Here is a 25,515-nt window from a genome sequence, read left to right as displayed (position 1 = left end):
TCACCTCGTTAAAACGCATCTTGCAACCACTGCGCTTGCTCATAGTCCATGACAATGGCGACCACATCAAAGCGCATGCGCGTGACGTGCTCATTCAAATTTTGTTGTATAAGAAAGAGTTGAGCACAACGTCTGATTCTTTGACACTGCGCAGCGGTAATCTGTTCCACGACACTGGCAAATTGCTCGTTACTGCGACTTTTCACTTCAACGAATACCCAAGTATCCGTATCTCGCATGATCAAATCAATTTCGCCCATATCGCAAGTATAGTTACTTTCGACATGCTCTAAACCGTGACGCTCAAGTAATCCACGGGCAAGATCTTCCCCGTCCTTACCCATATCTTTGCGTGACATTCCTTGCCCCTCATTGAGTTACTGACCAGCGACAACCTCGTGCCCGTCGAAACGAGCCCAGTTTAACTCGCGAATCACTTGGTTATTGTGAACGGTTAGCTCTCCTGTTAGCCCTTGGGCAGTAATGCCCGGCATCGTCTGTAATAGTGGCAATCGTTGGCTCAACAGTAACGCATCATGGCCAAAGGCGACTAAGCGCGCTGTACTGTAGCCCCAATTGCTTCTTAACTCGAGTAAATCTTCGAGTTGTTGTGCTTCACTGTGCCCTGGCAATAGCCATGGTGCATCGGTAAAGCGCACCGCGTCGAGATCATTCTCGCTTAAATCGTTACGCAGTGTGTGGCTACCCGAGTTTGCATAAACAGGCAGCGCTTTCATAAATGGTGAGATGTTGACGTCAATAAAAGGCTTAAGCAGGCGGGTTTGCTCAATGCCTCCTACTAAGTAAACTGCATCGACGTCGGCTCGACTGCGCGCTTGCGCATCCACAATAATTTTACCTGCGGCGATTTTTACCTGGTAAATTCGCGCTTCACTGGCTGTTACCCCCAGTTGATCTTGCACTGCCGATTTCATCTCTTCCGTATTGCGATAATCGCCCATTGAAATCGCTGCGGGATCAGTAAACTGTTCTTGCCAAGCTGTTTTGAATACTTGCGCATGTTGCGAACCGCGTTCCGTCGCTGGCGCTAATACAATGGGATGGCGATGCCCTTGTTGCGCCATATGTTTGGCGGCTTGACGAATTTCTGTCTCGGCATCTAACGCAAAAAAGTATTGTTGCGATAATGTGGTGGCGAGTTGACCACTCGGCTCATTGAGCGTTAGCCAAGGTAACGCTTCAGGTAATAGCGTTGCATCAATAGCCGCTATATTCGGTTTCAACAATGGACCGATTAGCACATTCGCTTGGTATTGCTGGAGTAATTCAGGTAGCGATGCGAAATCTAGCGTATTGGTATCAATAAACTGCGCGTGTACTTGCGGTAATCGGCTTAAACCTTTAATTAGACCGTCACGCACGGCTAAACCTTGCTCTGCATATTGGCCTGTTAATGGGAGCAAAACGAGTGCGGTCTGGCGCGACTGTGCGGTCAACGCTATTAAGTTATCAACGACGAATTGAGCCGGATGATTAGCAAATTCACTCTGCCACTGGGTTAGTATGGAATCCAGCTGTTCAGGCGCTGCACTAATTTGGTGCAAAGACTTAACCAATGCCGACCAACCAGCTACTTCTTCACTGCGTTCAAAACTCGGCGGTAGCACGATACGTTCAGGTTTATTCACTTGACGCAAGGTCCGCCAAACTTGTTCGGGTGAGGTACTCTCCGGTGCCACATTGAGTAGTTGTAGATGATAGCTAGCGGCTTCTTCCCAATGTTGCTGCGCGCTTGCTGATTTTAATGCAAGCTCGAGAGTCTGAGTTGGATAATTTACTGATAAACGCGGTTTAAGAAGCGGTTTGAGTAATGACTCGACGTAGGTCCAACGATCTTCGCGGCCAGCGAAACGCGCTTCTAACAACGCCATCAGTTGTTGTTGCGCACTACTGAGTTCGTTTGATTCAAAGTGGCGTTGAACTTGCGCAATCACCGCCGCACTTTGTTGCCATTCGCCGTCGCGCTGAAACGTCGCCGCCGCTTGTAATAATGCATCAACTTGTTCGCTGCCGGTCATCAATCGGGCATTGGCGAGCCAGCTCTGTGCAGATCGAAAACGCTCATCTAACGGAACTGCTGTAAACTCAGATGCTGATTCACTGACCTCTGGTTGTGATGATGGCGCTCGCGGCCCCGACGAACAGCCATTGAGTCCACTGAAAAGTGTGACAATAACCATGCACAACAGGAGCTTCTTTGGCACAATAGCAACAGACATTTTGAATTTACCCATGGTTTCTGCAATGGGTCATACTATAAACCGTACGGCAAGGCATCACAATCGCGCCGCGAGGTTCTTACAAGGGGTTAACATGAGTACCGAAACCGTTGGCTGTTTATATATTGTGCCAACACCCATAGGTAATTTGGCGGATATGACGGAGCGTTCAATTCAAATCCTACGCTCTTGTGATGCCATTGCTGCTGAAGATACCCGCCATAGCGGACAGTTAATGCAGCATCTTGGTATTCGTGCCAACTTGTTTGCATTGCATGAACACAACGAGCGACAACGCGCAGAGCAAGTCATTGAGCGATTACAAAAGGGCGAAACCATTGCGCTTATCAGTGATGCCGGCACGCCTCTAATCTCTGATCCTGGCTATGTGTTGGTCCAACAATGTCGTCAAGCCGGTCTAAAAGTTGTCGCATTACCGGGTGCCTGTGCATTTGTCACGGCGTTATCTGGTGCTGGGCTACCGACTGCTCGGTTTAGTTTCGAAGGATTTTTGCCAGCCAAGCCGCAGCAACGTCGTAAACGGCTCGAGCAGGTGGCCACAGATACACGGACCTTGGTTTTTTATGAATCGCCACATCGCATTGTCGACACCTTAGCGGATATGGTCACAACGATCGGCACCGAGCGTCCACTTGTTCTGGCACGTGAGCTCACCAAGCAATTTGAAACTTATTTAAGCGGTACAATTGCTGAAGTACAACAGCAAGTGCTGAGTGACAGTAATCAACAGCGTGGTGAAATGGTATTAATTCTTGGCGGCGCGCCTGAAGTTGAAGCTGATGACGTCAATCCTGCGGCGTTAAAAACACTAAATTTGTTGCGCAAAGAACTTCCTTTGAAAAAGGCCGCCGCGCTTGCCGCGGAAATTCATGGGGCGCGCAAAAACACACTGTATCAGCTGGCGCTCGAGCAAGATAACCAGTAGAATGCGCTCCGGGAGTCAGCCAGGCAATCGCTGCCTATGTTAGCATAGGGGGAGGAAAGTCCGGGCTCCATAGGGCAGGGTGCCAGATAACGTCTGGGCGGCGTAAGCCGACGACTAGTGCAACAGAGAGCAAACCGCCGATGGCCTACGCAAGTAGGATCAGGTAAGGGTGAAAGGGTGCGGTAAGAGCGCACCGCGCGACTGGCAACAGTTCGTGGCACGGTAAACTCCACCCGGAGCAAGGTCAAATAGGGGTTCATTGGCGCGGCCCGCGTTGAACCCGGGTAGACTGCTTGAACGCTAGAGTGATCTAGTGGCTAGACGAATGATTGTCCTCGACAGAACCCGGCTTATCGGCTGGCTCCCGACACATCTTTTTCAGTATCAGAACGACCCTCTAATACATCGCGATTAAATTGTTGAGTAAAACGAATAAACTCGTTCAGTGGCATCGCTCGGCCGTAGAAGAAGCCTTGTTGGTAATGACATTTTTGCTGTTGTAAGAACTCAACTTGTTGTTCATGCTCAACGCCTTCAGCAACCACACTCATATTCAACGTGTGAGCAATACGAATCAACACTTCAACTAGCGCTTTTTGTTGGCCTTGATGCGGTACATTATGCAAGAAGCTACGGTCAATCTTAATCACATCGATGGGGTAGGAGCGCAGGTAGTTCAAACTTGAGTAACCGGTACCAAAGTCATCAATAGCTAACGAAATACCGGCATCGCGCAGCTTTCTTAAGTTAGCGAACTGTCGTTCTTTATTGCGCATGAGCATTGATTCGGTAATTTCGAACATCAGGCGGTTGGTTGGAACATCGGCCGCCGCAATCACGTTAAGCCAGTGTGTTGCTGCTTGGCGGTCGTTAAATTCGCGCGGCGAACGGTTAAGCGCAACGGCCAAATCAAGACCAGCTTCATGCATTTTCTTCCAATCGCGTACCACCTGACGTAATACGAAATCACCTAACCCAATAATCGCACCGGTTTTTTCTGCAATCGGGATAAATTCCGCTGGCGAAATCGCGCCGCGTTCTGGGTGAGTCCATCGAATGAGCGCTTCACAACGTGTCAGTAACCCAGTTTCGGTTTCAATGACAGGTTGATAATGCACTTCAAATTGTTCCGCCTCGATGCCCTTAATAATTTGATGGTGCAAATTAATATCGCGCTCGGTACTTTGGCGCAGTTGCTCATCAAAAAAGTGCACGCTCATTGCGCCTTGCGCTTTGGCTGCGTACATCGCTAATTCGGCGTGCTTCAATAGCTGTTGCACTTCTTGGCCGTCATGCGGGAACATCGCGATACCGGTACTGGCGGTCATATTAATATGGTTGTGCTCGATATCGAGCGTGTGCAAGAGATCGTTCATAATCGCTTTGGCACGAATTTCCGCTTCACTCGGGTCGTTGAGGTCACGCAGTACAATGGCAAATTCATCGCCGCCAATCCGTGCTAATAAATCATCTTCACGAATACTGGTACGAATACGTTCGGCAACGCGCTGCAATAGCGCATCACCAACTTCATGGCCTAATACATCGTTGATTTCGCGTAAGTGATCAAGGTCGAGCACTAACAATGCAAATTTCTGCTGGTTGCGCAATGCTGATCGAATATCGGCGCCCAGTTGTTCAGAGAAGAAATTACGATTTGGTAAATCGGTTAAGCCATCGTAACGCGCTTGATAGGCAATCGTTGAAATAGCGCCACGTAAGCGATGCTGGGTAAAAATCAGCATCAAGAATGCGGATAAGATTACTGCTGTAAGGCCAATGCCAATCGCCCAATGCAACCAAAAGTCGGCGTTGGTGGCAACCCATTGCCCATCACGCGGAAACGCAGCGAGCTCCCAGCGACCGCGTGGGAAGGAAATATCGGCAGTGAGTGCGTCGGCATTGAACACATCGGCATTGCCGGCAAACGGGATTGGATTCGGGTTTAAGTCATTTTTTGCATGACGAATGGCAAACGAATAATTTGGGTGTTGATAAAACCGAACGCCTTCAAGTAAGTGCACATGATCAATGACTAAAGAGGCGACGCCCCACAATGATCGGTCGTTGCGAAAGATCGGCATCCGTGCAATCAATGCATCACGGCCTTGAGTCAGTCGCAATGGCCCCGTCAATACCACATCTTTGACGGCGACTGCGCGCAATATACCTGCATATTGGTCGGTATCAAGGCGATAATTAAAACCAATCATGGATTGGTTACCTTCAACCGGATAAACAAACTTAACGATTAAATCAGGCGCAAGCGCGACATGCATGATGTCGAGATTAGAAGAGAGAAACTCATCGATGATATGTTGAAGACGAACACGGTCGGGCGAATCTTGCCATAGAATTTCAGGACGCAGGGCACGTAACGCGAGCATGTTGGCTTGCAGGCGCTGTTCAATTTGGCCGCGCATCGAGCTTAAGTGTTCGCTAGCTCGACGTTTTTCTATTTCCAGTTGCTGCTGTCGCTCGCCGTCGACAACCAAGTACACCGCGTACAACAAAGCCGATGCAATAAATAGCACAACAACAAGGTAGCGCAATAAACGCCATCGTTCGGACTGCTTACCGAACTTATCTGGAAAACTCACAACATCTATCTGCTTCATTTATATGAGAAAGCTTATTATTAGAATTATATGCTGTTTGACATAGTATTCGCATCATCCTTTACCTAATCCTTTCCGTCAAGCGCTGTTACACATCGCAAACACATCATTTTTTCTTGACAGGTGGAAAGATCGGCACCTAGACTGTCACATTGTGGGGATTTGTGGGTAATAGTGGATCAAATAATATGTTTCGTGGCGCAGCAGCACTCAGTCTAGATGACAAAGGTCGGCTCGCGATACCAGCAAAGTATCGCAAGAGTCTGCTTTTGGATTGTGACGGGCAAATGGTCTGCACCATCGACATCAAGCAACCCTGTTTATTGCTGTATCCATTGCCACAATGGCAATTGATTGAACAGAAGCTCACCACCTTATCAAGCATGAACCCCGCGGAGCGTCGTCTCCAGCGTTTGCTACTGGGTCACGCCGAAGACTGCCAAATGGACAAAAATGGTCGCATTTTGATCGCACCAACACTGCGCCAACATGCTGACTTGAGCAAAAAGATCATGATTATTGGTCAGCTCAACAAGTTCGAACTTTGGTCTGAAGCGGCATGGCAAGAGCAAATCGCAGCCGATATGGCAGCGGAGCAAGAAGACGACTTGGCACACAGTGATCGACTACAAGACTTCTCATTATAATGACAATAGAAGCGCAACAACACGTCTCGGTGTTGTTACAAGAGTCCATAGAGGCTCTTGCGATCAAACCAGACGGAATTTATTTAGATGCAACCTTCGGTAGAGGGGGGCATTCACGCGCTATTCTGGCCGAATTAAACACGCAAGGTAAACTCTATGCACTCGATCGCGACCCCACCGCTATCGCTGCCGCTGAAGCCTTGCGTGACGACCCGCGATTTACCATTATCCACACGCCATTTTCTCGTTTAGACGAGGTGCTTGAAACGCAGCAATTGCGCGGCAAGCTCGACGGTATTTTATTTGACCTCGGTGTCTCCTCCCCACAATTGGATGATGCTGAGCGAGGTTTTAGTTTCATGCGCGAAGGCCCACTCGATATGCGCATGGACACCAGCACTGGTATGACAGCAGCGGATTTCCTCAATACCGCAAGCGCTGATGACATTGCATTTGTATTACGTGAATACGGTGAAGAGCGTTTTGCTTGGCGTATCGCGCAAGCCATTGTGAAACAACGTGAAGAAAAGCCGCTCTCAACAACGCGTGAACTTGCCGAGTTAATTGCGCAGGCGGTGCCATTTAAGGACAAACACAAACATCCTGCTACCCGCAGCTTTCAGGGTATCCGTATTCATATCAACGGCGAGCTCGATGAAATCGAAACGGCCTTAACTGCCGCTGTGAGTGGTTTGAAACCAGAGGGGCGGCTTGCGGTGATTAGTTTTCATAGTCTCGAAGACCGCATGGTGAAGCGCTTTGTGCGAGCGCAAGCACAGGGCCGATCCATTCCAGCCGGGCTGCCAATCCGAGACGCGGACTTCGATCGCGGCCAAACTTTGCGCCTAGTTGGCAAAGCCATCAAACCATCGGCGGCAGAAATTAAAGTGAACCCCAGAGCGCGGAGCTCCGTGCTAAGAATTGCTGCGAGGTTAGATTATGAAAGCTAGCCGAGTACCAGCGTTGTTGACAGTTTTGTTTGAAGATTTGCGCCAACACCTCGTGTTGGTTTTGCTGTTTTTAATGGTCATAGGTAGCGCCATGGCAGTGATTTACGTTTCACACAGCCATCGATTACTGACTATTGAGCGTGATGATCTCCTCTCACAACGCGATGAGATTGATATTGAGTGGCGCCATTTACAAATTGAACAGAATACCTTAACCGAACATAACCGCGTTGAGCGTATTGCCGAGCAACGCCTCAATATGGTGCGCGCTGAAGCCGAGCAGGAGGTGCTAGTGCCATGGCAATAACACCGAAGCCAAACCGCCGCGCTGTTAAAAAAGCGCAACCACATTTGAGCAAGGGACGTTTCTACTTCGCCTTGTTAGTGGTATTCGGTGTGTTTGGCTCGCTGGTGGCACGTGCCGCATACATCCAATTGATTGAGCCTGAGCGCTTGATCTACGAAGGTGACCGTCGTTCGCTTCGCGCCGATGCAACCACCGTACAACGTGGCAGCATTTTAGATCGTAATGGTCGCGAATTAGCGGTCAGCGTGCCAGTACAAACCGTTTGGGCGGATCCGAAGCGGGTTCATGAAGGGGACGGCTTGGCGAATCGCGAACGTTGGTTAGCGCTTGCTGAAGTGTTCCGGACCGATGTAAACGACTTGCTTGAAAAAGTAGCCGATCCGTCGCGTCGCTTCGTTTATTTGGAACGTAAAGTGACACCTGGCGTTGCTGACTTTGTGCGACAGCTGGGTATCCCTGGTGTTTATCTCAAAACAGAGTCGCGTCGCTTTTATCCAGCTGGTGAAATTGCCGCTCATGTGGTGGGCTTTACCGATATCGACGGACTCGGTATTGAAGGTTTAGAAGCGATTTACAATCAAGTGCTTACCGGTGTACCCGGCGAGCGAGTTTATCGCAAGGATGCGGCAGGACGGGTTGTTGAAGAAATTCGGGTGACCGAAGCGCAACAACCACAACAATTGACGCTGAGTATTGATCAACGTCTGCAATCACTGGCTTATGCCGAAGTCAAAAAGGCCGTGCGCTATCACCAGGCGACTTCGGGCTCGGCAGTGATTCTAGACGTGAAAACCGGCGAGGTACTCGCAATGGTCAACAGCCCGTCCTACAACCCTAATAACCGCAACGATTTGCAGCCACATAAACTGCGTAATCGGGCGATTACTGATGCTTATGAGCCGGGTTCAACGGTGAAGCCACTGGCGGTGATTGCCGGTTTAGAAGCGGGCGCGATTAAACCTGATGATGTGATTAATACCAGTCCGGGTTGGTTACGCTTGGGCGGACGCCGCGTGAGCGACCCGATTAACCGTGGCGAGCAAACAATTACACAAATTTTAGAGAACTCTAGCAACGTTGGCACTGCCAAAATCGCACTAGCTACGGGAATTAACAACATGTTAGATACCTACGCGGCGGTGGGATTTGGGAATGATACAGGGGTCGCCATGTTGGGTGAGAGTTTTGGGATTTTACAGAATCGGCAACGCTGGTCCGATTTTGAGATTGCGACGTTGTCGTACGGTTATGGTATGTCAGCCACCACACTCCAGTTAGCACAAATGTACGCGATAATTGGCAACGGTGGAAAGCGCGTTCCGCTGACCATTCAGCGCCGCGAAGGTGCGCCGGAAGGTGAGCAGGTTATTTCTGAAAAAACAGCAAAAACTGTGTTAGCCATGCTTGAAAGTGTGGTTGCGAATGGCTCAGGTAAACGTGCGCAGGTGCGCGGTTATCGCGTGGCAGGAAAAACTGGTACCTCGCGGAAGGCTATTGCTGGCGGCTATGGCGAAGAGTATGTGACCTTATTCGCTGGTATTGCACCAGTTAGTAATCCACGCTTAGCGGTGGTGGTAACCGTCAACGAACCGAGCGGCGATGAGTATTATGGCAGTGAGGTTTCAGCTCCTGTGTTTGCTGAAATTGTGAGTGATGCGTTACGCGTGATGAACATTCCACCAGATAATTTGGCCGATGCGCAGTTAAAAGCTGCCGGTTTTGGAGGTTCAGATGATTGATCTGATGACCTTACTCCCAGATTATCCGTTACAACTTCCGGCTGTAAAAGTCGGTGGTTTGAAACTCGACAGTCGTCAAGTTGCAGCGAATGATGCGTTTGTGGCGGTGCCTGGCTATCAAGTGGATGGTCGTCAATATATCGATGCTGCCATTCAAGCCGGTGCTGCTGTTGTATTGGCCGACTCAGAAACGGTCGGCATGGAGTTGCGCGGCCGCACTTGGGTAATTGAAGTGCCGCAATTAAAGAACAAACTGTCCGCCATTGCTGGGCGCTTTTTCCATGAACCTTCGCAGTCGCTACAGGTGATTGGCGTGACGGGTACCAACGGCAAAACCTCGGTCACCTACATTGCGGCGCAATTGCTTGAGTCGCTTGGCGTGCCTTGTGGTGTGATTGGTACAACCGGCTCAGGCTTTCCTGGTCGCTTGCTACCTGAAACACACACCACACCCGATGCAATTGCCGTGCAACATCGATTGCATGTCATGCGTAGCGAAGGCGCGCAGGCGGTGGCGATGGAAGTGTCATCACACGCACTGGTACAGCGCCGCGTTGAAGCTGTGCACTTTAAAGTTGGTGTGGCAACAAATATCAGTCGTGATCACCTCGATTATCACGGCACTATGGCGAACTATGCGGGCGCGAAGCGGCGCTTATTCACCGAGTTAGATACCCAATTTAGCGTGTTAAATGCAGATGACTCAGCGGTTGCCGCTTGGTTACCTGATCGTAGCGATAGTTGGCGCTTCAGCTTAACGCCACAAAGCGCCGCCCGCAGTATCTGGGCTGAGCAAGTGAAATACCAACATGACGGCACCCAGTTTAATTTGCATGTGCGCTATGACGCGCAGCACAGCGAAACATTAGCAGTGCAGTCACCACTCCTAGGCGGCTTTAACGTGTACAACTTGCTTGCGGCAATGGCCGCAGTGATTAGTTTAGGGCACGAACCACAACAAGTAGCCGCTGCTTGTAATGATTTACATGCGGTACCTGGGCGTATGGAGGCCTTTGGTGGTAGCAACGGCAAACCTCTGGTGATTGTTGATTACGCTCATACGCCAGACGCACTCCAGCAAGTTCTTGGTGCATTGCGCCGGCACTGTGCTGGCCAATTATGGTGTGTCTTTGGTTGTGGTGGTGACAGAGACCGCGGCAAGCGTCCCCAAATGGGTGCGGTTGCTGCTGACATGGCAGATCGGGTCGTCGTGACTGATGACAACCCGCGTACCGAGTTACCTGAGCAAATTGTGCAGGATATCGTGGCCGGTATGCCAACTCGCCAGCGTGTGCAGGTGATTATGGGGCGCGAAAACGCCGTCCGCCAAGTTATTGCCCAAGCCAAAGCTAATGATGTTGTGCTGTTAGCGGGTAAGGGTCATGAAGACTATCAGGTAATTGGACAACAACGTATTGATTATAACGAGCGAGCCTTGGTTGCTGAAATCATCGCCGCACCAGCCGCGGAGGAGCTCTCATGATTCGTATTGATTTAGCATGGATCGCCGCTGCTGTTGAAGGGCGTTTAGTCGGTACTAACCGCACGATCGATCAGGTCAGCACAGATACACGAACGCTGCCGCAAGATTGCTTGTTTATTGCTTTAAAAGGGCCAAATTTTGACGCGCATGACTTCGCTGCGCAAGCGCTACAAAGCGGTGCGGCAGCGATTATGGTTGAGCGTGAACTAACCGATGACGTTTGTGCCAAAGCACCCCAGATTTTTGTCAATGACACTCGCTATGCACTGGGATTACTCGGCGCGGCCGTGAAAGCGAAAGTCGCACCAAAAACAGTCGCTATTACGGGCAGCAGCGGGAAAACAACCGTGAAAGAAATGCTTGCCGCAATATTGCGTCAGCGTGGCGAGGTGCTCGCAACAGCCGGTAACTTCAACAATGACATTGGCGTGCCATTAACCTTGTTGCGGATTGAGCCACAACATGAGTTTGCAGTGATTGAGCTAGGCGCTAATCACCTGGGTGAAATCGCATACACGACACGACTCACGCAACCAGATGTTGCCATTATCAATAACGTGGCACCGGCGCATGTTGAGGGCTTTGGTGATATTCACGGTGTGTATCGTGCGAAATCAGAAATTTTCCGTGGGCTCGGGCCGCATGGTCTTGCACTCACGCCATTGCACTCGCAGTTTGCCCAAGGTTGGGCGCAAATGCTGGCGGGTACCAAGCACGAAACCTTTGGGCGGGTGCAAGATTCAGGTGAACAACAGCCAACCGTACGTGCAACAAACGTGCAAGTTGACGCCCAAGGTTGTGCTGAATTCGATATCGAATTGACTGGTGAGCAACCACAAACCGGCCATATTAAACTGAACCTGCCTGGTTTACACAATGTTGACAACGCACTAGTAGCCATTCGTGCTGCAGTTGCGGTAGGTTGTGCGCTCGCCGATGCACAGACCGCATTAGCGCAATTAACGCCAGTTGCTGGACGCTTGAATGTGATCCGTCTGAATGATCATATTCAACTGATTGACGACACCTACAACGCCAATGTTGGCTCGGTGAAAGCTGCGCTGGACATGCTCGCAGTATATCCCGGTTACCGCATGATGGTACTCGGCGACATGGGCGAGTTAGGCAGCCAAGCGCGCGAATATCATGAAGAAGTCGGCGCTTATGCCATTACCGCCGGTATCGATAACCTATATACCGTAGGCGTGCTTAGTCAAAGTGCGAGTGAAGTCTTTAATGGTCGCGGTGGACGCCACTTTTCAACATTGGAAAATGCGGTGACGGCGATTGTCGAAACAGTCAACCAAGCACCAGCACCTATTACTATTTTAGTGAAAGGGTCACGCAGTGCGCATATGGAGCGCGTGGTGCAGGCCCTTAAAGAACGTCAGGAAGAATTAAAACCAATGGCTTCAACAGAAGGAAAGCACGCATGTTAGTGTGGTTAGCGGAATACCTCACGCAATTTGCGAGTGCGTTTAACGTCATCTCGTACCTCACCATGCGCGCGATTTTAAGTGTGTTGACCGCATTATTGATTTCGTTGTGGATGGGGCCGACCCTCATTAAATATCTACAACGTTTACAAGTTGGCCAAGCGGTGCGTGATGACGGTCCACAAAGTCACTTAAGCAAAGCCGGCACACCAACCATGGGTGGTGTGTTGATTATTGCTTCAATCGTGTTTTCAACCTTACTTTGGGCTGATTTAACGAATCATTATGTGCAAGTTGTACTTGCCGTAGTACTAGGCTTTGGTGCGGTGGGCTTTGTTGACGATTACCGCAAAGTCGTCCAAAAAAATCCACGCGGTTTGCCGGCACGTTGGAAGTACTTTTGGCAATCGCTTATCGCGACGCTCGCAGCAGTCTATTTATACGCGCATGCAACTGTGGGTGCAGAAACCCAGTTGCTGGTACCATTTTTTAAAGATGTTATGCCGCAACTTGGCCTCATGTATATCTTGTTGGCCTATTTCGTCATTGTGGGTACCAGTAACGCTGTGAACCTGACCGATGGCCTTGATGGCTTGGCGATTGTACCTACGATAATGGTCGCTGGTGCATTGGGTGTCTTCGCTTATGCTTCAGGTAACGCTAATTTTGCCAGTTACTTAAACATCCCATTCTTACCGCTCTCCGGTGAGCTCCTGATTGTATGTACCGCTATATTTGGTGCTGGTCTCGGCTTCCTCTGGTTTAACACCTACCCAGCACTGGTATTCATGGGGGATGTTGGTTCATTGACGCTAGGTGCAGCACTTGGTGTGATTGCGGTGATGGTGAGACAAGAACTCGTGCTGTTCATTATGGGTGGTGTGTTCGTGATGGAAACGCTGAGTGTGATGTTACAAGTCGGTTCGTATAAATTGCGCGGCAAACGGGTCTTTCGCATGGCACCTATTCATCATCACTACGAATTAAAAGGCTGGCCGGAGCCGCGCGTCATCGTGCGCTTTTGGATTTTAAGCTTGGTGTTCGTATTGATTGGTTTAGCAACCTTGAAACTGAGATAACAGATGAAACTAGCAGCATTAGATACATATGAAACAATCGGTGTGGTCGGCCTCGGCCAGACTGGGTTGTCGTGTGTGCACTATTTGCTGCAGCGCGATATTACGCCGGTTATTTTCGATACGCGTGCAGAGCCGCCAGGGCTGAAAGAATTGCAGAGCCTCGACGTTGAACTCGAGATACACACCGGCGCGCTCGAACTTGAACATGTTTTAGCAATGGACTTACTGATTGTGAGTCCTGGTGTTGATTTGCGTACGCCAGCTTTGCAATTAGCCATAGACGCCGCAATTCCAGTTGTTGGTGATATGGATTTATTTGCGCGCCATGCTAACAAGCCGGTTATTGGTATTACCGGCTCCAATGGTAAGTCAACGGTAACCCGATTAGTGACTGAATTACTAACTGCGGTGGGCAAGAAAGTTGCGATGGGCGGCAATATTGGCGTCCCAGTTTTAGATTTAGTGGGGCAGCCAGCGGATGTGTTTGTGTTTGAACTTTCAAGTTTCCAACTTGAGTTGATGCATGACCTGCACCTGCGTGCCGGAACTATTTTGAATATTAGTGACGATCACATGGACCGCTACAGCGATTTACGTGATTACACCAACGCCAAACATCGTATTTATAACCGCGTTGATGTCGCTGTTTGGAATCGTGAACAAGAAATGACTGCGCCATCATTGGTGCCCCTCAATGCACAGTTGACCTTTGGTTTATCGCCAAGCACTGAAGATGGCACGGATAAATTTGGCCTCGTTGATAACAACGGCGAAATCGCGATTAGTTTTGCTGGCAAACCCATATTAAAAGCCAGCGAGTTACAACTTACTGGTGTGCATAACCTGCTCAATATGCAAGCTGCGCTGGCATTAGTGTATGCCTTTGGCGTTGAGCCAGAACAGGTGCTGGAGGCCGCGCGTCAGTTCAAAGGGTTACCGCATCGTTGTGAACTCATCGGTGAGTATCAACAAGTACAGTGGGTTAACGACTCGAAGGCAACGAATATTGGCGCCGCTGAAGCGGCAATTTTCGGTACCCGCCAGTTGGTTAAAGGGAAATTGATTCTGATTGCTGGCGGCGATGGTAAAGGTGCTGACTTCGTTCATTTCCGTGCCGCTTTGCAGCAAGTGGATGTGCTGATTGTGCTGGGTAAAGATGGTGAGCGAATCGCCAATCAAGTCGAGCATGCAGTGCGGGTGAAAACACTCGAAGAAGCCGTTGAAACAGCCGCGCAATTGGCTACGCCAAATAGTATGGTGCTGTTGTCACCAGCTTGCGCCAGTTTAGATATGTTTAAGAACTACGAGCAGCGTGGAGAGCAATTCCGCGCCGCAGTGGAGGCCCATTATGGTCGCAAGAGCGCATAAAGCGCGTACATCACATAGCGCCGAGCAACAGCTGGAACTTGGTATCCAGTCGTCGCTTGAGGCGATGAGTGTACCGCCTTGGCAACGCTGGCGTGATTGGTGGATCGCCACTGACCGTACGCTTTTGTATGACCGTATGCTCCTCTGGTTGGCACTGGCGCTCATGGCGATTGGCTTGGTCATGGTAACGTCAGCCTCGTTTCCAGTAGCCGAGCGACTTACCGGTAATCCATTCCATTTTATGATTCGTCATGGCATTTATGTTGGCCTTGGCGTTGCGCTGATGTTGACGGTGATTCAAGTGCCCATCCAGTGGTGGTCGAGCGGCAGTAGCTCGCTGTTACTCATTTCAATGGGCATGCTGATTATGGTGTTGTTTATTGGTCATGAAGTAAATGGCGCCAAACGCTGGATTAAACTCGGTCCGCTCACGTTGCAAGTGGCCGAAGTCGCTAAACTATTTTTTGTTATTTACATGTCGAGCTACTTAACCCGCCGAGTTGGTGAGGTACAAGAAAACCTCAAAGGCTTCTTGAAGCCATTATTGGTGCTGTTCTTGTTCGCCGGGTTGCTGCTCTTACAACCAGACTTTGGCTCGTTAGTCGTCATGTCGTGTATTGCGGTGGGGATGCTATTTTTGGCTGGTGCGCGGTTATGGCAATTCTTCGGCGTAATGATTGCTTTTGCAGCGGCAATTGTTTTGCTGATTGTTAAAGAGCCATATCGGATGCGTCGCGTTGTGTCCTTTTTAGACCCGTGGGAAGACCCTTTCGGTAGCGGTTATCAGTTAACCCAATCACTCATGGCGTTTGGTCGAGGTGATTGGTTCGGGCAAGGCCTTGGTAACAGTATTCAAAAATTACAGTACTTGCCCGAGGCGCATACCGACTTCATTATGGCCGTGGTCGGCGAAGAGTTGGGCTTCTTTGGCATTGTATTAATTCTAGTGCTGTCGTTTGCCTTGGTGATTCGCACCATGCAACTTGGCCGCAAAGCCCTGCATGCGGGTCACCAGTACGGTGGCTTTGTCGCCTATGGCATTGGGATTTGGTTTGCATTTCAAGCCATGGTCAATATTGGCGCTGCTGCTGGCATTTTGCCGACCAAAGGCCTGACATTGCCATTGATTAGTTATGGCGGTACCAGCTTACTGATTAGCTGTGTGGCTATCGGCATTTTATTGCGAGTCGATTATGAGGTTCGCGTTAGTCAGATTAAAGTTGCGCCGCGTCGACGCAGCGCCACAAAAGCCGGAGGTGCTGCATGAATCGCATCATGATCGCAGCTGCCGGAACCGGTGGTCATGTCTTCCCCGCATTAGCCGTTGCTGAGCAACTTCGAGGCTATGGTTGGGAAGTCGTGTGGTTAGGTACCACCGAGCAACGCTTAGAGAGCAAGGTTGTACCAGCCGCTGGCTTTAAATTGGAACAAATTACCATGCAAGGTGTGCGTGGGCATGGTCTGTTGCGCAAGTTGGGTACGCCGTGGCGCTTATTTAAGGCATTTCGTCAATGCCGACACTTGTTAAAAAACCACCAATCACAATTATTGCTGTCGTTTGGTGGCTATGTGTGTGGTCCAGCGGGGCTAGCAGCTCGTTCGCTGGGTATTCCATTATTGGTGCATGAACAAAACGCCGTAGCCGGCATGACCAATAAAGTACTAGCGCGTATTGCCGACCACGTGATGGTAGGTTTTGCGGCGGCAAAAGCGCAACTACCAAATGCCGAAGTGGTCGGTAACCCATTGCGTGCTGACTGGCTGAAGCCAAATGGGAATAAAGCACCAAGTGATAGTGTGCGCTTACTTATTGTTGGCGGCAGCCTTGGTGCGCAAGCATTGAACCAAGCAGTGCCTGCGGCAATCGGGCAGTTAAGTGCTGAACTTCAGCAACAATTGAGCGTCCACCATCAATGTGGTCAAGGGCGGAGCCATGAGGTGCAACAAGCATACAGCAATGCAACTGTTGCAAATTTAGTCGTCGAAGATTTTATCGATGATATGCACAGCGCTTACAGCTCAGCTGATTTAGTGATTTGCCGAGCAGGTGCGCTGACTGTGGCTGAACTCGCTGTGGTTGCAACGCCAGCGATTTTCGTGCCATTACCGCACGCTGTCGATGATCATCAAACGGCGAATGCCAATGAATTAGTTCGCGCTGGTGCGGCACGTTTATTGCCACAAGCGCAATTACAAGAAATTACGCCATTAGTGCAGCTACTAAACGAATTACTGCAAGATCGCGAAACCCGCGAACTGATGCAAAAGAATGCAGCGCAAGCTGCTTATCCGAATGCCACAGAGGTGGTTGTGAGCCAATGTGAGCGTTGGGCAAATCCAGAACAAATTAACGTAGGCAAATAGTAATGAAGCAAGAGAAGTCAGCCCCATTTACAGTCGTCAGTGTGCCGGAAATGCGCCGCGTGCGTCGCATTCACTTTGTCGGCATTGGTGGCGCCGGTATGGGCGGCATCGCTGAAGTGCTGCTGAACCAAGGATATACCATTGCTGGGTCTGACATTGCTGAAAACGCCAATACGCAACGCTTGCGTAACTTCGGTGCAGAAATATTTATTGGTCATGTTGCGGCAAACATTCAGGGTGCTGATGTCATTGTTGTCTCATCCGCTATCAAGGCGGATAACCCAGAATTAGTTGCGGCGAAGGAACAGATGATTCCGCAGGTTCGTCGTGCTGAGATGCTGGCTGAACTGATGCGTTTCCGGCATGGCGTTGCGATTGCCGGTACGCATGGTAAAACAACGACGACCAGCTTAATTGCGAGTGTGTTTGCTGAAGCCCAGTTAGATCCGACTTTTGTGATCGGTGGTTTGCTTAATAGTGCCGGTACGAACGCACGACTCGGCACCAGCAAATATCTCATTGCTGAAGCCGATGAGTCCGACGCGTCGTTCTTGCACTTACAACCGATGGTGGCCGTGGTGACCAACATTGAAGCAGACCACATGGACACCTATGGTGGTGACTTTAATAAGTTGCTCGATACTTACATCGATTTTCTGCACAACCTACCGTTTTATGGTTTGGCTGTGATGTGTGTCGATGATCCCGTAGTGCGCGATTTACTCCCACGTGTTGGCCGCCAAATCATCACGTATGGTTTTAGCGAAGATGCCGAAGTGCGTGCTGCAAATTATCAGCAACGTGGCGGGCAGAGCTCATTTACCGTGTATCGTCCCCACCATCAGCCATTGCAAGTCACTGTGAATTTGCCGGGAAAACACAATGCTTTGAATGCGCTTGCTGCGATTGCTGTGGCAACCGATGAAGGCGTCAGTGACGACGCCATTATTGCGGCATTGGAAAAGTTTGGTGGCATTGGTCGTCGCTTTGAGCACCTCGGTGCGTTTGCCAGCGAACACAATGGTCAGACTGGTGACGTTTTGTTAGTTGATGATTACGGTCATCACCCGTCTGAAGTTGCTGTGACCATTGCCGCAGCGCGCGCAGGTTGGCCTGATCGTCGTATCGTGATGGCGTTTCAACCGCATCGTTACTCACGTACGCGCGATTTATTTGATGATTTTGTCAATGTGTTAAGCGAAGTTGATGTGTTGTTGCTGCTGGATGTGTATAGTGCCGGCGAAGCACCGGTGACTGGTGCCGACAGCCGTGCTTTAGCGCGCGCCATTCGTATGCGCGGGCAAATGGAACCGATTTATGTGGGTGACCGAGCGTCACTTTACAAAGTACTCGCTGATGTATTGCAACCGCAAGATATGTTATTGGCGCAGGGCGCTGGCAACATTGGCGCGATTGCCCGCGATTTAGTTGCCACTGAATTGGCACCAAGCGAGTTGCGTCAGAAAGCTGAAGAATTGCAAGGAGAAACCAAGTAATGGTCGCGAAGACAGAGTTTGGCAAAGTCGCTGTGTTGTTCGGCGGCCATTCAGCAGAGCGCGAAGTGTCGTTGCGCTCGGGCCAGGCGGTTCTCGCTGCATTGCAAGCGCAAGGTATTGACGCGCATGGTTTTGACCCAGCTGAACAGCCATTGACGGCGTTAGTCGAACAACAGTTTACCCGGGCATTTATTGTATTGCATGGGCGCGGTGGTGAAGATGGCACTATTCAAGGTGCACTCGAATATTTAGGCATTCCGTACACCGGCAGTGGCGTGTTAGGGTGCGCGCTGGCGATGGATAAAGTACGCACGAAGCAAGTGTGGCAATCCGCTGGTTTGCCAGTTGCGCAAAGTGCTGTCATCGCTCGTGGGCGTGCTATCGATTGGCAATCGCTGATCACTGATTTGGGCGGCAAGGTGATGGTGAAGCCGGCCCAAGAAGGTAGCAGTATTGGCATGAGCCCAGCGCGCAATGCTGCAGAGCTTGAGCAAGCAGTTGCTTTGGCACACAAATACGATCGTGAAGCCTTGGTTGAGAGCTGGTTGAGTGGTCCTGAGTATACCGTATCGATTCTCGGCGACCGTGCTTTACCGGCAATTCGTGTGCAGTCGACTCATGAATTTTATGACTATGACGCGAAGTACCAGGCGGGAGATACGCAATATCATTGCCCTGCAGGTTTAAGCGAACTTGAAGAACGCGCCTTAGAGCAATTGGCTGTAACGGCATTTCATGCGGTTGGCGGCAAGGGCTGGGGTCGCATTGATGTGATGTGCGATCACAACGGTAATTTTAAGTTACTTGAAGCAAACATGGTGCCAGGCATGACCACCAAGAGCTTGGTACCGATGGCATCAAAAGCGGTGGGCATGAGCTTCGAGCAACTGGTTTTAAGCATTCTCGAACTTAGCGAGGTGTAGGGTGGCGGCAATCCGCTGGCAGTTTTGGCTGGGATTTAGTTTTTTTCTCAGCGTCGTCATCGGAGCCATAGCGGGCGTCGCGTGGTTGTATTACTTGGCGATGGACGCCAACGAAGTGCCATTGAAGCGGTTAGTGGTGCAAGGCGAATTGAGGTTTTTAGAGCGCAATCAGGTACGTGATGCGCTGGCAGGCGAAGAGCTCGGTAGTTTCTTCTCGGCGGATGTGAATGTCATTCGCGAGCGCTTAGAAGCCGAGCCGTGGATAGAACAAGCATCCGTGCGCAAAGAATGGCCGGATATTTTAAAAGTGTTTTTGGTTGAGCAAAAGCCGCTTGGCCACTGGAATGAAGCGACGCGACCACAAGCATTAGTGAGTGCAGCGGGCGAAGTGTTCGAGGTCGACAAGTCAGTTATTGACGTGTTGTTACCGAAGTTAAATGGCCCAGAACACGCAGTGAAAGAAACGGTGGAGCAGTATCAGCAAGTTAGCGAACTGCTTCAGATTAACGGCCACCAAGTGGTGGCGCTGACGCTGACAGAGCGTTTTGCAGTGGATGTCGAGTTGCTGTCCGGCATTCAGTTGCGTTTAGGCCGCGAGGGCTTGTTGGAACGGGTACAACGCTTTATTGATGTGTTCCCGACCATCGTTCGCCATAAAGCGCAGCCAATAGATTATGTGGATTTACGTTATGACACCGGCGTTGCGGTGGCGTGGAAAGAAGAAGAGAGAAAGTAGCATGTCGAAAGCAGCAGAACGGAACATGGTAGTAGGGCTAGATATCGGTACCAGCAAAGTGGTGGCGCTGATAGGCGAAGTGATGCCTGACGGTGACATCAGCGTGATTGGCGTTGGTGCTGCAGCTGCGCGCGGCATGGATAAAGGTGGCGTCAACGATTTGAACTTAGTGGTGCAGTCGATTCAACGTGCGGTAGAAGAAGCCGAGCTCATGGCCGATTGCCGCATTGCTTCGGTTTATTTGAATATCTCCGGTCGCCATATTGCTTGCCAAAACGAATCAGGCATGGTGCCAATCAATGAAGCGGAAGTAACGCAAGACGACGTAGATAGCGTCATTCATGCCGCGAAATCAGTTCCGATTGCGCAAGAACGCCGCATTCTTCATGTGTTGCCGCAAGAGTTTATTATCGATTCGCAAGAAAGTATTAAGAGCCCAATCGGCATGTCTGGTGTGCGTATGGAAGCTCGCGTTCACATTATTACCTGCGCCAATGACATGGCGAAGAATATTGAAAAGGCAGTCGAGCGTTGTGGTTTAAGTGTCGACCGTCTGATTTTCTCGGCGTTGGCATCAAGCTATGCGGTGCTAACCGACGATGAAAAAGATCTGGGCGTGGCGTTGGTGGATATGGGCGCTGGCACGATTGATATTAATATCTATACCGGTGGCGTATTGCGCCATACCGCGGTGATTCCAGCTGCCGGTAACCAGGTAACCAGCGATATCGCGAAAATCTTCCGTACGCCACTGAATCATGCCGAAGAAATTAAAACCAAGTACGCGTGCGCTTTACGCGAACTAGTAGGCAAAGATGACCATATTGAAGTCCCTTCGGTAGGTGGACGGCCATCGCGGAGCATGGAGCGCCATATTTTGGCCGAAGTGGTGGAACCGCGCTATCAAGAACTATTTGAGCTGATCCGTGATCAAATCACGCAAAGCGGCTTAGAAGATCAAATAGCGGCAGGTATTGTGCTGACCGGTGGCTGCGGCCGTATGGAAGGTGCAATTGAATTTGCTGAAGAAATATTTCAAATGCCAGTGCGCTTGGGTGAGCCACTTGGCATGCACGGATTGAGCGATTACGTACAAGATCCAACCTATGCGACAGCGGTTGGTTTGTTACGTTATGGCCAACAAGATGTCCAAAATCGTCAAACTGAAGCGAGCTCAACGAACGTTATAGGAATGGGGAAACGTTTATTGAGCTGGTTTAAGGGTGAATTTTAATTAAAACAACATTTTGGATATGACTTTAGGGGTAGTACAATAAGCAGGTTAAAGGAGAATTAACATGTCAGAAGAAGTGTTTGAAGTACTCAACAACTTTGATACTGATGCGGTGATTAAAGTCATCGGCGTCGGTGGCGGCGGCGGCAACGCCGTGAAACACATGATTAGTGAGTCGATTGAAGGCGTGCAATTTATTGTCGCTAACACCGATGCGCAGGCATTGCGTAATCACGGCGCTCACGTAACGATTCAACTTGGCAGTGATATCACCAAAGGACTCGGTGCTGGCGCCAATCCAGAAGTGGGTCGCCAAGCGGCTGAAGAAGCACGCGACGAAATTCGCAAGCAGTTGCAAGGTGCCGACATGGTATTTATTGCCGCTGGTATGGGCGGTGGTACCGGTACCGGTGCAGCTCCTGTGGTTGCTGAAGTCGCGCGTGAATTAGGCATCTTGACCGTGGCAGTGGTAACCAAACCATTCCCATTCGAAGGTCAACGCCGTATGGCTGCTGCCAAAGAGGGGATTGAACAGCTGGGTCGTCATGTTGACTCACTGATTACCATCCCGAATGAAAAACTTTTGAAAGTTTTAGGTAAAGGCACCAGTTTGCTAGATGCATTTGCTAAGGCAAACGACGTATTATTGGGCGCGGTTCAAGGTATCTCCGACCTCATTACTCGTGACGGCTTAATCAACGTCGACTTTGCTGACGTACGTGCGGTCATGCGCGAAATGGGTACGGCAATGATGGGTACCGGCGTGGCGCGTGGTGAAGACCGTGCACAAGAAGCAGCTGAAATGGCAATCAACAGCCCGCTATTGGAAGACATCGATCTTTCTGGTGCGCGTGGCGTATTGTTGAACATTACCGCTGGCATGGACTTAAGCATGGAAGAGTTCGAGATTGTCGGTAACGTCGTGAAAGGCTTTGTGTCTGAAAACGCGACCGTGATTGTCGGTACCGTTATCGATATGGATATGTCGGAAGAGTTGCGCGTCACCGTTGTTGCAACCGGTATTGGTGGTGAGCGAAAGCCTGATATTTCGCTGGTTAATCGTCGCGAACCAGCGCCAAGTTATGGCAGCCGTAGCGGTACTAGTGCAGCTAGTAGCAGTAACTACAGCAACACGGCAACTGCTCGCCAGCTTGAGCCAGAAGTAGATGAAGAGCCGATGGAGGCAGAGCCGGTGGCATCGAAGCCAGCGTCAAAACCTCAGGCAAATCAAGGCAAAGATATGGATTATCTCGACATTCCGGCATTTTTACGCCGACAAGTCGATTAGAAACCGGCTTTTCTTGCGGTTTTTTAGATAATCCGGTAAACTATTGCGCCTTTTGCTAGTCAAAGGACTAGAAACTTCTTTAACTTTGAGAAGAACAGACATGATTAAACAACGTACAATCAAGCAGCCGATTGCAACCACTGGTGTTGGTTTGCATAAAGGCAACAAGGTTCAGCTCACGCTGCGCCCAGCACCTGTGAATACAGGTCTGGTGTTTCGCCGTGTTGACTTGAATCCTGCGGTTGATATTCCTGCTAACGCTGAGTTAGTTCGGGATACGCGTATGTGTACCTGTCTGATTAACGATGACAACGTGCGTGTATCTACCGTTGAGCATTTGCTTGCGGCGGTCGCGGCGATGGGCATCGACAACCTTGTTATTGAAGTAGATAGCCACGAAATCCCGATCATGGACGGAAGCTCTCACCCCTTTGTATACCTGCTACAGAGCGCGGGCATTGAAGAGCAAGGCGCAGCGAAAAAGTTTATCAAAATCAAACAGCCGGTTCGGGTTGAAGAAGGCGATAAGTGGGCGGAACTGTTACCCCATAACGGTTTCCGTATCGACTTTGCGATCGACTTTGACCACCCGGCGATTGCCGACACTGGCCAAGTACTAAGCATTGATTTCAGTAGTAGCAATTTCATTAAAGAAATTAGCCGTGCACGTACTTTTGGCTTTATGAAAGACATCGAAATGTTGCGTGCGAACAACCTCGCATTAGGTGGCAGCTTCGATAACGCCGTGGTGTTGGATGAATTCCGTATTCTCAACAGCGACGGCCTGCGCTATGACGATGAGTTCGTTAAGCACAAAATTCTTGACGCTATCGGCGACCTTTACATGGGTGGCTATGCAATTCTGGGTAATTTACGCGCCTTTAAATCAGGCCATGCGCTGAATAATCAGTTATTGCGCGCGGTTCTGCAGAATCAAGAAGCGTGGGAATTTGTGACCTTTGAGGATGAAGCGGAAGCAGCACCAATCGCTTTCGCCACCCCAGTCATCGCGTAGCCCGGCGTTTCACGCCGGGTGGTGCGAAGCACCGTTAATATCCGTTATTCGTTATTGGTTATTCGTTATTCGAAAAAGCAAAAACGAAAAACCAAAACATGCGTAAACAAAAGTGCGCTAACTCTGGGCAAAATTCTCAAACGAACGAAGTCCACGAATAACCAATAACGAATAACGCTCTTAGTTTTTCTCGTATTTCGCCGCCAACGCAAGCAATTGCGACCGTAACGGCTCCTCGCACAACGCCGCCTGTTGCCTTAATTTCGCAACCGTATCATCATCATTTTTTTCCACGTTTTGAGTCGGTTGCGCTGATTTTTCAGCAGGCTGAGGCGAAGGCGTATGGATTTTTGGACGCACCTGCACCTCAAGACGAGAGATATGCCCCGTAGATTCATCTTGAAAATGCGTTATAATGCGGCTTTGCTGAAGTTTTATGCGGCTGGCTAAGGCTGCCGATGAGGCTTCGAGCACGAGGGTGTGCGCACGAACCGACACCACTTTACAATGAGCCAACAGCGGCGACAGCTGCAATGCAACAAAACATTGTTGCAATTGCTGTTGCCAGCGTTGGTATTGCTCTGTAAAGTCAGTAAAACGCTGTAAGCGCTGACCGCCAAACAGTTGTTGGATATCGCGAGGTCGTTTTCGAGCCATGTTTGCGTGCCATTTAATTATAATTAGCAGCGAGAGATTGCATGAGTTTATCAGTCTTCTACCGAGGCACCAAAGTAAAATTCAGCTTTGAGCTGAGCCGTCGACGCTTGATGTCGCTGGCCGGCTTAGCTGCACTTGGTGTACTTGCTGTAACAAAGCCGTGGGAGCCGCAGGGATTAAATCCAGAAGCCGCACGCGCAAAAATTACAGAAGAGAAAATCGCGTTGGCTGCACAACAGCAAGCTGTACGTGAACTAAAAGACGAAACCGAGAAAAAACTCACCGCCATGACCATCTATTTGGGTGAGATGCAGTCGCAACTGCGTCGCCTCGATGCACTTGGTAAACGGCTAGCATCGGTTGCTGATCTTGATAACGGCGAATTTGCCTTTGAGCAACCGCTGGTTGAGATCATGGGGGGACCTGAAGCGTCCATTACTGATGCGCCTAAAGTCGATGGCCGCGATGTCATCGACAAAATCGAAGGCATGATGGGTGAACTTGCCAGTAAACAAAAACAGTTGTCGCTACTTGAGTCAGTGATGATGAGTCACCATATCTCAGCAGAGAGCTTTATTGCCGGGCGTCCAGTTGATTCAGGTTGGCTTTCGTCACAGTACGGTATTCGTAAAGATCCATTCAATGGTCGTCCTGCCATGCATAAAGGTCTCGACTTCGCCAGTTTAGAAGAAGGTGCGGGTGTATATGCAACTGGTGCCGGTGTCGTCACATGGGCTGGTGAGCGTTCAGGTTATGGTCAGTTGATTGAAATTGATCACGGTGGTGGGTTGAAAACTCGCTACGGCCACAGCAAAGAATTATTGGTGAAAGAAGGTGATGTTGTTACCCGCGGGCAAAAAATTGCTCTGCTCGGAAGCACTGGTCGCTCTACGGGGCCACACGTTCATTACGAAGTGCTGCGCAACAATCGTCAAATCGACCCATATAAATATGTCTATCGTTCGGCCGACTAAGGCCGTTCGATTGTT

22 protein-coding genes, 1 other RNA gene and 2 pseudogenes are annotated in these 25,515 nt (G+C 50.0%); 20 read left to right on the top strand and 5 right to left on the bottom strand.

Annotation, left to right across the window (positions count from 1 at the left end; all coding sequences use genetic code 11):
* Positions 1–8: 8 nt before the first annotated feature.
* Positions 9–359, bottom strand: coding sequence for a YraN family protein (locus tag BM292_RS06545; RefSeq protein ID WP_092856561.1), 351 nt, complete (start codon positions 357–359; stop codon positions 9–11).
* Between the two features lie 18 nt (positions 360–377).
* Positions 378–2,255 carry a penicillin-binding protein activator gene (locus tag BM292_RS06540; RefSeq protein ID WP_092856558.1) on the bottom strand — a complete coding sequence of 626 codons (1,878 nt, stop codon included), beginning with the start codon at positions 2,253–2,255 and terminating at the stop codon, positions 378–380.
* 79 nt (positions 2,256–2,334) lie between these two features.
* On the opposite strand from BM292_RS06540, the gene rsmI reads away from it, so the two are divergent.
* Both rsmI and rnpB read left to right on the top strand, forming a co-directional pair.
* A complete protein-coding gene (gene rsmI / locus BM292_RS06535) occupies positions 2,335–3,186 on the top strand; it encodes a 16S rRNA (cytidine(1402)-2'-O)-methyltransferase (RefSeq protein ID WP_092856555.1) in 852 nt (283 codons plus the stop codon).
* A gap of 11 nt (positions 3,187–3,197) precedes the next feature.
* Positions 3,198–3,555, top strand: an RNA gene (rnpB, locus tag BM292_RS06530) — RNase P RNA component class A.
* Between the two features lie 146 nt (positions 3,556–3,701).
* Here rnpB and BM292_RS11875 read toward each other — a convergent pair.
* A pseudogene (locus BM292_RS11875) lies at positions 3,702–4,931 on the bottom strand (putative bifunctional diguanylate cyclase/phosphodiesterase); the annotation flags it as partial.
* 48 nt (positions 4,932–4,979) lie between these two features.
* On the opposite strand from BM292_RS11875, the gene BM292_RS11750 reads away from it, so the two are divergent.
* Positions 4,980–5,135 (top strand): hypothetical protein, encoded by a 156-nt coding sequence (locus tag BM292_RS11750; protein ID WP_177203794.1) that lies wholly within the window; start codon positions 4,980–4,982, stop codon positions 5,133–5,135.
* A gap of 21 nt (positions 5,136–5,156) precedes the next feature.
* Here BM292_RS11750 and BM292_RS11870 read toward each other — a convergent pair.
* Positions 5,157–5,465: pseudogene (locus tag BM292_RS11870) on the bottom strand (CHASE domain-containing protein); the annotation flags it as partial.
* Positions 5,466–5,992: 527 nt separating this feature from the next.
* On the opposite strand from BM292_RS11870, the gene mraZ reads away from it, so the two are divergent.
* The 16 genes from mraZ (at position 5,993) to lpxC (ending at position 23,869) form a co-directional block, all read left to right on the top strand.
* The gene (gene mraZ / locus BM292_RS06515) at positions 5,993–6,451 is read left to right on the top strand and encodes a division/cell wall cluster transcriptional repressor MraZ (RefSeq protein ID WP_092856553.1); all 459 of its coding nucleotides are present in this window, start codon (positions 5,993–5,995) and stop codon (positions 6,449–6,451) included.
* The gene (gene rsmH, locus BM292_RS06510) at positions 6,451–7,401 is read left to right on the top strand and encodes a 16S rRNA (cytosine(1402)-N(4))-methyltransferase RsmH (protein WP_092856550.1); all 951 of its coding nucleotides are present in this window, start codon (positions 6,451–6,453) and stop codon (positions 7,399–7,401) included. The genes mraZ and rsmH overlap by 1 nt, the downstream gene beginning before the upstream one ends.
* Positions 7,391–7,708: a cell division protein FtsL gene (gene ftsL / locus BM292_RS06505; RefSeq protein ID WP_092856547.1), complete on the top strand. Its 318-nt coding sequence runs from the start codon at positions 7,391–7,393 to the stop codon at positions 7,706–7,708. The genes rsmH and ftsL overlap by 11 nt, the downstream gene beginning before the upstream one ends.
* Positions 7,699–9,447 (top strand): peptidoglycan D,D-transpeptidase FtsI family protein, encoded by a 1,749-nt coding sequence (locus BM292_RS06500; RefSeq protein ID WP_092856543.1) that lies wholly within the window; start codon positions 7,699–7,701, stop codon positions 9,445–9,447. The genes ftsL and BM292_RS06500 overlap by 10 nt, the downstream gene beginning before the upstream one ends.
* The gene (gene murE / locus BM292_RS06495) at positions 9,440–10,930 is read left to right on the top strand and encodes a UDP-N-acetylmuramoyl-L-alanyl-D-glutamate--2,6-diaminopimelate ligase (protein WP_092856540.1); all 1,491 of its coding nucleotides are present in this window, start codon (positions 9,440–9,442) and stop codon (positions 10,928–10,930) included. Before BM292_RS06500 ends, murE begins: the two co-directional genes overlap by 8 nt.
* Positions 10,927–12,369: a UDP-N-acetylmuramoyl-tripeptide--D-alanyl-D-alanine ligase gene (locus BM292_RS06490; RefSeq protein ID WP_092856537.1), complete on the top strand. Its 1,443-nt coding sequence runs from the start codon at positions 10,927–10,929 to the stop codon at positions 12,367–12,369. The genes murE and BM292_RS06490 overlap by 4 nt, the downstream gene beginning before the upstream one ends.
* Positions 12,363–13,445 carry a phospho-N-acetylmuramoyl-pentapeptide-transferase gene (mraY, locus tag BM292_RS06485; RefSeq protein WP_092856534.1) on the top strand — a complete coding sequence of 361 codons (1,083 nt, stop codon included), beginning with the start codon at positions 12,363–12,365 and terminating at the stop codon, positions 13,443–13,445. The genes BM292_RS06490 and mraY overlap by 7 nt, the downstream gene beginning before the upstream one ends.
* Before the next feature lie 3 nt (positions 13,446–13,448).
* Positions 13,449–14,813, top strand: coding sequence for a UDP-N-acetylmuramoyl-L-alanine--D-glutamate ligase (murD, locus tag BM292_RS06480; RefSeq protein WP_092856531.1), 1,365 nt, complete (start codon positions 13,449–13,451; stop codon positions 14,811–14,813).
* A gap of 64 nt (positions 14,814–14,877) precedes the next feature.
* Positions 14,878–16,080 carry a cell division protein FtsW gene (ftsW, locus tag BM292_RS06475; protein WP_092856951.1) on the top strand — a complete coding sequence of 401 codons (1,203 nt, stop codon included), beginning with the start codon at positions 14,878–14,880 and terminating at the stop codon, positions 16,078–16,080.
* A complete protein-coding gene (gene murG, locus BM292_RS06470; RefSeq protein ID WP_092856528.1) occupies positions 16,077–17,177 on the top strand; it encodes an undecaprenyldiphospho-muramoylpentapeptide beta-N-acetylglucosaminyltransferase in 1,101 nt (366 codons plus the stop codon). The genes ftsW and murG overlap by 4 nt, the downstream gene beginning before the upstream one ends.
* A 2-nt stretch (positions 17,178–17,179) precedes the next feature.
* Positions 17,180–18,673: a UDP-N-acetylmuramate--L-alanine ligase gene (gene murC / locus BM292_RS06465; RefSeq protein WP_092856525.1), complete on the top strand. Its 1,494-nt coding sequence runs from the start codon at positions 17,180–17,182 to the stop codon at positions 18,671–18,673.
* Complete coding sequence (locus BM292_RS06460; RefSeq protein WP_092856522.1) at positions 18,673–19,596, top strand: D-alanine--D-alanine ligase; 924 nt, start codon at positions 18,673–18,675, stop codon at positions 19,594–19,596. The genes murC and BM292_RS06460 overlap by 1 nt, the downstream gene beginning before the upstream one ends.
* A 1-nt stretch (position 19,597) precedes the next feature.
* The gene (locus BM292_RS06455) at positions 19,598–20,332 is read left to right on the top strand and encodes a cell division protein FtsQ/DivIB (RefSeq protein ID WP_245751829.1); all 735 of its coding nucleotides are present in this window, start codon (positions 19,598–19,600) and stop codon (positions 20,330–20,332) included.
* 1 nt (position 20,333) lies between these two features.
* Complete coding sequence (gene ftsA, locus BM292_RS06450; protein ID WP_092856519.1) at positions 20,334–21,566, top strand: cell division protein FtsA; 1,233 nt, start codon at positions 20,334–20,336, stop codon at positions 21,564–21,566.
* Positions 21,567–21,630: 64 nt separating this feature from the next.
* Complete coding sequence (gene ftsZ, locus BM292_RS06445) at positions 21,631–22,854, top strand: cell division protein FtsZ (RefSeq protein ID WP_425439080.1); 1,224 nt, start codon at positions 21,631–21,633, stop codon at positions 22,852–22,854.
* Positions 22,855–22,954: 100 nt separating this feature from the next.
* On the top strand, positions 22,955–23,869 hold the full coding sequence (gene lpxC, locus BM292_RS06440; RefSeq protein ID WP_092856516.1) for a UDP-3-O-acyl-N-acetylglucosamine deacetylase: 915 nt from the start codon (positions 22,955–22,957) through the stop codon (positions 23,867–23,869).
* Positions 23,870–24,049: 180 nt separating this feature from the next.
* Here the strand turns inward: lpxC and BM292_RS06435 are convergent, their stop codons facing one another.
* A complete protein-coding gene (locus BM292_RS06435) occupies positions 24,050–24,526 on the bottom strand; it encodes a DciA family protein (RefSeq protein WP_092856513.1) in 477 nt (158 codons plus the stop codon).
* 41 nt (positions 24,527–24,567) lie between these two features.
* Here BM292_RS06435 and BM292_RS06430 point away from each other — a divergent pair, with 41 nt between their 5' ends.
* A complete protein-coding gene (locus tag BM292_RS06430) occupies positions 24,568–25,500 on the top strand; it encodes a M23 family metallopeptidase (RefSeq protein ID WP_092856510.1) in 933 nt (310 codons plus the stop codon).
* The last annotated feature ends 15 nt before the right edge of the window (positions 25,501–25,515 follow it).

The sequence above is a fragment of the Pseudidiomarina tainanensis genome (assembly GCF_900115255.1).
In the GTDB taxonomy this organism is placed as follows: Bacteria; Pseudomonadota; Gammaproteobacteria; order Enterobacterales; family Alteromonadaceae; genus Pseudidiomarina; species Pseudidiomarina tainanensis.
This window is presented reverse-complemented; position numbering and strand designations above follow the sequence as displayed.